This is a genomic window from Streptomyces sparsus (assembly GCF_054776295.1).
Window position 1 is genome coordinate 1 of sequence record NZ_BAAHCA010000243.1, and the last position, 5,969, is coordinate 5,969.

9 protein-coding genes and 1 pseudogene are annotated in these 5,969 nt (G+C 68.5%); 1 reads left to right on the forward strand and 9 read right to left on the reverse strand.

The genetic code is table 11. From position 1 onward, the window contains the following. Positions 1–225: pseudogene (locus ACYVE9_RS13290) on the reverse strand (prepilin peptidase); the annotation flags it as partial. A gap of 234 nt (positions 226–459) precedes the next feature. Here ACYVE9_RS13290 and ACYVE9_RS13295 point away from each other — a divergent pair. Then, the gene (locus ACYVE9_RS13295) at positions 460–834 is read left to right on the forward strand and encodes a DUF192 domain-containing protein (RefSeq protein WP_461028025.1); all 375 of its coding nucleotides are present in this window, start codon (positions 460–462) and stop codon (positions 832–834) included. 90 nt (positions 835–924) lie between these two features. Here ACYVE9_RS13295 and ACYVE9_RS13300 read toward each other — a convergent pair whose 3' ends face one another. The 8 genes from ACYVE9_RS13300 to ACYVE9_RS13335 form a co-directional block, all read right to left on the reverse strand. Then, positions 925–1,353 carry an OsmC family protein gene (locus tag ACYVE9_RS13300; RefSeq protein ID WP_461028026.1) on the reverse strand — a complete coding sequence of 143 codons (429 nt, stop codon included), beginning with the start codon at positions 1,351–1,353 and terminating at the stop codon, positions 925–927. A 299-nt stretch (positions 1,354–1,652) separates the two neighbouring features. Then, the gene (gene pip / locus ACYVE9_RS13305; protein ID WP_461028027.1) at positions 1,653–2,615 is read right to left on the reverse strand and encodes a prolyl aminopeptidase; all 963 of its coding nucleotides are present in this window, start codon (positions 2,613–2,615) and stop codon (positions 1,653–1,655) included. 122 nt (positions 2,616–2,737) lie between these two features. Next, on the reverse strand, positions 2,738–2,932 hold the full coding sequence (locus tag ACYVE9_RS13310) for a hypothetical protein (RefSeq protein WP_461028028.1): 195 nt from the start codon (positions 2,930–2,932) through the stop codon (positions 2,738–2,740). A gap of 54 nt (positions 2,933–2,986) precedes the next feature. Next, positions 2,987–3,601 (reverse strand): OmpA family protein, encoded by a 615-nt coding sequence (locus ACYVE9_RS13315; RefSeq protein WP_461028029.1) that lies wholly within the window; start codon positions 3,599–3,601, stop codon positions 2,987–2,989. A gap of 5 nt (positions 3,602–3,606) precedes the next feature. Further along, on the reverse strand, positions 3,607–4,200 hold the full coding sequence (locus ACYVE9_RS13320; RefSeq protein WP_461028030.1) for a hypothetical protein: 594 nt from the start codon (positions 4,198–4,200) through the stop codon (positions 3,607–3,609). 17 nt (positions 4,201–4,217) lie between these two features. Continuing rightward, positions 4,218–4,820, reverse strand: a complete 603-nt coding sequence (locus tag ACYVE9_RS13325; protein ID WP_461028032.1) for a pilus assembly protein TadG-related protein — start codon at positions 4,818–4,820, stop codon at positions 4,218–4,220. After that, a complete protein-coding gene (locus ACYVE9_RS13330; protein WP_461028031.1) occupies positions 4,817–4,999 on the reverse strand; it encodes a Flp family type IVb pilin in 183 nt (60 codons plus the stop codon). The genes ACYVE9_RS13325 and ACYVE9_RS13330 overlap by 4 nt, the downstream gene beginning before the upstream one ends. Positions 5,000–5,136: 137 nt before the next feature. Next, entirely contained in the window at positions 5,137–5,943 is an 807-nt protein-coding gene (locus tag ACYVE9_RS13335; protein ID WP_461028033.1) for a response regulator, read from the reverse strand. Positions 5,944–5,969: the final 26 nt, after the last annotated feature.

The following is a 5,969-nucleotide window of genomic DNA, read 5'->3' on the forward strand; positions in this document are numbered from 1 at the left end:
CACCGCCGTCACCAGCGCGCAGCGCACGGCGGACGGCCCGTAGCGGTCCCCCGCACACGCCTCGCAGCGGTTGCTGCCGATCCAGCCGGGCAACTCGTGACCGGCCGGGCAGGCCGAGGCCCACTCCTCCTCCGGTTCCACCGCCAGCCGATAGCCGGGCCGTGGCAGCAGCAGCCCCGCGGCGGCGCCGTACGCGGCGGCGAGAACGGTCAGCAAGGGGTCCACGGGCAGAGCATACGGACCGGGCCGGGGCCGGGGACGGAGTCGGGCCCGGGGTCGGGGCCGGGGCCGGGGGCGCAGCCGCCGGTCATCGGGCGCCGTGAGCCACCGGATCGGGCCGCGGTCGCCGTGCGGAGTCCTGCTGCCGGTGAAGCGGGGCCCGTCCCGCGCTGTTGAACTAGCGTGACCCCCGGGCCCGTTGCCGGACAGGCGACGACGTCGAGGGTGAGGAGGACGGCGATGCGGGGATCGGGACGGTTGCGCGACGGCCGGGGCACACTGCTCGTCGGCGGACTCACCGTGCCGCTGGAGATCGCCGCGTCCTACCGACGCCGCACCCGGGGGCTGCTCGGCAGGGACGGCGTCTCCGGGGCGATGCTGCTGACACCCGCAAGCGGTGTGCACACCTTCCGGATGCGCTTCGCCATCGATGTGGCTTACCTGGACCGGGAGTTGCGGGTGCTGGCGGTGCGCACCATGCCGCCGGGCAGGTTGGGCGGCCTGCGCCTTCGGGCCCGGCACGTGCTGGAGTCCGAGGCCGGCACGATGGACGGCTGGGGTCTGCGCAGGGGCGTGCGGGTGATCGTGGAGTCCGAGCGGCCCGCCGGCCCCTGAACGGGTGCCGGCCCTTGAACGGGCGCCGGGGCCTGCACGGGGGCCGGGGCCGCGCTTGGGCGGCGCGGACCCGGCGACCGGGAGGACGACTCAGACGAGTTCGGCCTCGAGGGTGATGTTCTTGACCCCGGCCAGCGCCTGGCTCACCGGGCAGTTGGCCTTGGCGTCCTGCGCCGCCGCCTGGAACTCCTCCTCGGAGAGGCCGGGCACGGTGGCGCGGACCTTCAGCACGATGCCGGTGATGCCCTCACCGGGCTGGAAGGTCACGTCGGCCTGGGTGTCCAGCGACTCGACGGTGTGGCCCTTGCCGGCCAGTCCGTGGGAGAACGCCATCGAGTAGCACGCCGAGTGGGCAGCGGCGATCAGCTCCTCGGGGCTCGTCTTGCCGTTCGCCTCCTCCGCGCGGGAGGGCCAGCTGACCTCGTGGGTGGCGACCCCCGAGGAGGCGAGCTCGACGGAGCCCTTGCCCTCCATCAGGTTGCCCTCCCAGTGCGTCTTCGCGATGCGCGTGGTGGCCATGTGTTGTCCTTCCCTAATGCTCGGAAAACGGTGATCACCATCCTCCCGTCCGTTGCGCCCCGTTGTCGAGCGACGACCACTTGACGAACTCGTGCACCAGGGGTCACGGCGCCGTGACTCCGCGGATCGCCGGTTCCGTCGCGGACGGTTCCGCCCGGTACCGGTGCCGATGCCTGGCGTGCCGCACTGAGCCGACCGGGTGGACGGCGCCACGGAGGGGCCTGCCTGGACGACCAGGTGACGGCGCGGGTGGGCGGCGGCGCGGGTGAGCGGTGGCGCGGGTGGGCGGTGACCTTCGGTCAGGGCGCGCGGTGCGCGAACCGTTCCATGGCGGCGAGCAGGGCGGACACCGTGCCGTCGGTCTGCGCGCCGTGCCCCGCGTCGTCGACCAGTAGCAGCTCGCTGCCCGGCCAGGCACGCGCGAGCTGCCAGGCCACGTCGGGCGGGCTGCTCAGATCGAGCCGACCGTGCACCAGCACCCCCGGCACGCCCGCCAGCCCTGCGGCCCCGCGCAGCAGGGCGCCGTCCGGCAACCAGGCGGCGTGACTCCAGTAGTGCGTGACCAGACGGGCGAAGGCCAGCCGGAACACCGGGTCCTCGAAGCGCGGGTTCGGGCGGTGCCCGGGCTGGAGGGACACATGGGTGTCCTCCCACGTGCACCAGTCCCGCGCCGCCCGGTCCCGCACAGCCGGGTCCGGATCGTGCAGCAGCCGGCTGTATGCCTCGGCCAGGTTCCCGTCCCGGTCCGAGGCGGGCACGCCCGCACGGAAGCGGGCCCACTCGGCGGGGAAGAACCGGCCGACGTCACGGGTCACCCACTCCACCTCCTGCCGGCTGGTCGTCACCACGCTGAACAGCACCAGTTCGCTGACCCGGTCCGGGTGCCGCTGGGCGTAGGCCAGGCCCAACGTCGTGCCCCACGACCCCCCGAAGACCAGCCAGCGCTCCACCCCGAGATGACGACGCAACCGCTCGATGTCCGCCAGCAGGTGGTCGGTCGTGTTGCTCTCCAGGGACACCACGGCCTCGCCCGCGTGCGGGGTACTGCGGCCCGAGCCCCGCTGGTCGAACAGCACCACCCGGTAGACAGCCGGGTCGAAGTACCTGGCCCACCCGGGGCCGCAACCCGACCCGGGCCCGCCGTGCAGGGCGACGGCCGGCTTGCCCTCGGGGTTCCCGTACGTCCGCCAGTACAGGCGGTGACCGTCACCGACGTCCAGCATGCCCTCCGCGTACGGCGTTGCCTGCGGGTACAGCTCCATGGCGGCGGCTCTCCTTCCAGCCCGGTGTACAGGTCCTGCTGATGTCGGGGGGCGGGTGAGGGAGTTCGCGAACCGTGCCGCCGATGGCCCACGTCCGAAGCCGGTCGCAGACCTCGCCACCGTCAGGGCGTCGACGCGGTGCGGAGTCGCCGCACGTCCCGCACAAGCACGTACAGGGCACTCAAGAACACCGCAGCGCCGGCCCCGACCCACAGCCCCGACGCCCCTGAACGGTACTCACTGACGGCAACGACGAGCAGCGCCATGCCGACGAGCACGCCGAAGGCCGAGATCAGAACGCTGATGCGGTGAGTCACACGGACATCATCAACGACCGCCTCGGCCGGCGGGAGGAGTTCCGACGATTCGGCCTAGTCCCCGGAGCGCGGGAAGGAGACCTCCACCCGCCTGTTCTTCTTCCGGCCCTCCTCCGTCGCGTTGGACGCGATGGGGTAATCCTCGCTGTAGCCACGGATGTTGAAGGTGGCGCTGGTGTCCGTCAGGTCCGTGACGAGCTGCTTGTGCACGGCCTCCGCACGGTTCTTGGAAAGCGTCACACCGTGCGCGTACGAGCCCAGGTTGTCGGTGAAGCCGAAGACGTTGACCTCCGAGGCCCGCTGGGTGTTGATCTCACCCGCGATCTCCTTGATGCGGGTGTTGGCCTCGTCGTTGAGCTTGGCGCTGTCCTTGCCGAACAGCACCTCCGCCTGCAACGTGAACTTCGTCTTCGCGTTGGAGTCCTCCCGCCGCTCCTCGCCGCCCTCGTCCTCGACCACCTGAACGATGTCGATCACCCGAGGCTCGGCCAGCGTCGCCCCGTCGCGCATCTTGAGCTGCGGCGACTTCGCGTCGATCTCCACCGGGGCATCCTCGTTCGCCGGCACACCCGGCGGATCCTCGGCATGGGCGGAGGGCGCGAGGGCCAGGGCGAGGATTGCGACGACAGCCGAGACCGCAGGCACAGCGAGAAACCTTTGACGTTTCATCGCACTCACCCCTCTGAGATTTCAATCGAAGCGGGACTCAGAGTGGGAATAAGCAGGTCCACTTCAGTCACGTCGTTGGGGGGGGCAGGAAACTGAGCATAAATCGCGCGCTCCTCATTCGGCTTGATGCGCACGAGATTTGTAGTACAGAGGCACTCACCATCGGTGTCTCGGAGAACCATGTACCGCTTTTTCCCCTGCCGATCAATCAGAGTCGCGCCAGATATTGAGGACTTGGATTTCAGTGCCGTCTCAGGAGAGCCCCACTTGTTCGACGTCATGGTCTTTTCGCCCTCATTTTTCAGCGTGGCCTGCACCGTCACGAATCCACCACCATCTCGCGTGGCTGAATGCACCGATACGACGAACCCATCTCCGCGCAGCTCGCCGATCACGCTGTCTGTGTCGACTTCACTGGGCGGCGAGTTAGTGGCTTCGTCACCAGACGACCGCCCCTCGGAGGGTTTATTCCCCTTCACCTCTTCACCCTCCCCGTTACTGCTGCAACCGAACAGCGCGAGCGAAGAGACCACTACCGCCAGGACCGCAACAGCCACTTTCCCATCCCCGCGTTCATGACCGAAACGCTGTCGTCGCACCTTCTACTCCTCACCCATCACTCAACCAGCCGAACGGCAAATATCTTGCTAATTACGCTAGGAATTCGAGGCTGATCAGGATCAATAACAACCCTGCCATCTTTGCAGCGCAACTCAATTGGAGCATCACTCGCTTCATCCTCAGCAATGTCATCCAGGTCGATCCGACACAGAGGCTCAATAGCCGCTGAGGCCGAGTTCTTTGACCGCGTGGCGTCACCACCAGGTACGACCGAATTTACGACGCCTTCACGCCCTATGACCGTGACTTCATATCCCCGACCAGGCCAGGCGAGTAGGTTGCAGTTCTCAAGGTCGGCGTTATTCTTGTGCGCGAACTCCTGTGCAACATCACAGGCTGACGGAGCAGCGAAAGGCCCGGCATCGAGCAGGTCGCCCCAAGAAGTCGGGTCAGAAATGCTTTCTAGCAACGCTTCAGCCAGGTAATCGCGAGCCTCATGAGCGGCTGCAAGCGCGGCAGCATCGGCCGCCCCCTGAGACTCGTTTCTGTTCGCAGCTGCTTGCCCGACAGCAAAGTAGGCGAAAGCCAAAAAGAACAGGCCGCCCACAACGGCGACGTAAATGGGGAAGGCCTGCCCTCGATCACCTTGGCTGCTCAGCCACCAGTTACCTTTTCGATCTGTTCGTTGATGGCGTCGACGATAGCTCCACCGAAGTCCGTCCCCAGCAGCACGACGATGATTGCGGCTACTACGGCCAGGATGCCGAGGTACTCGACGGCTGTCTGGCCTCTGTCGTCGTGCTGGTGGCGGTTCTTCGGGAAGTTCAGGAAGTGCATGGTGGTCTCCCTCTTGGGGCAGGGCCGATGCGTCAGTCCCCGTGGCTGGGGAACGGTACGCCTCGGGGCGTTCGCCCGGCGTGGGCCCGTAGGCCCAGAGTCGGGCCCATTGACGGTACTTGGCGGTGCGTGGGTGCTCAGCCATGGCCTGCCGTCCTTCCTCGGGCGGTGCCGAGCCAGACAGCGATGGCCTCGCTGCGGGTGGTCGTGTGGAGCTTGGTGAAGATGCGGTTGATGTGGTTCTTGACCGTCTTCTCGGCGACGAAACAGGTGGCGGCGATCTGTGCGTTGGCCATGCCCGACGCGATGTGCGACATGATCTCGGCCTCCCTGCTGCTCAGCCCGAAGCGTTCAGCCGGCTCCCCGACCCGAACGGGCGGGGGCCCGTCCGGCGCGGACGCGCCCCGTGCACTTCCGGAGAGTGACTCTGCCACAACAGGTTGCGCGTGCGAAGAGGTCCGGGGAAATGGCCCGGGAGTCGAGACAGTTGGCGTTCCGGGGGCGCGGATGGTGCCCTTTCGTAACCGTGCGAGCAGCGCCGTGGACGCGGTCGTGGTGAAGTGCGCGTTGCCCTCGCGCACGTCCCGGACGGCGCGGACGAGTTGCTCGGCGGTGAACTCCCCGTGCACCAGGTAGCCTTCCGCCCCCAGGTGCAGCGCCTCGTGCACGACCTCGCTCTCCTGGCTGTACGTCAGCATCAGCACGGGGGCGAGGCGTACCAGGTGGGGCAGGGCGGTGAGGCCGTCGACGCCGGGCATGCGCACGTCCAGCAGTACGACGTCGGGCCGGTGCCGCCGGGCCGACTCGTACGCCTCGGCTCCGTCCGCCGCCTCGGCGACGACGGTGATGTCCTCGCGGTCGGAGAGCAGTGCGGTGAGCCCGGCGCGCACCACGGGGTTGTCGTCGGCGACCAGGAGGCGCAGCGGTCGGGGGCGGTGGGCCACCGGGCCGGGGCCGGCCTCGGGGGCCG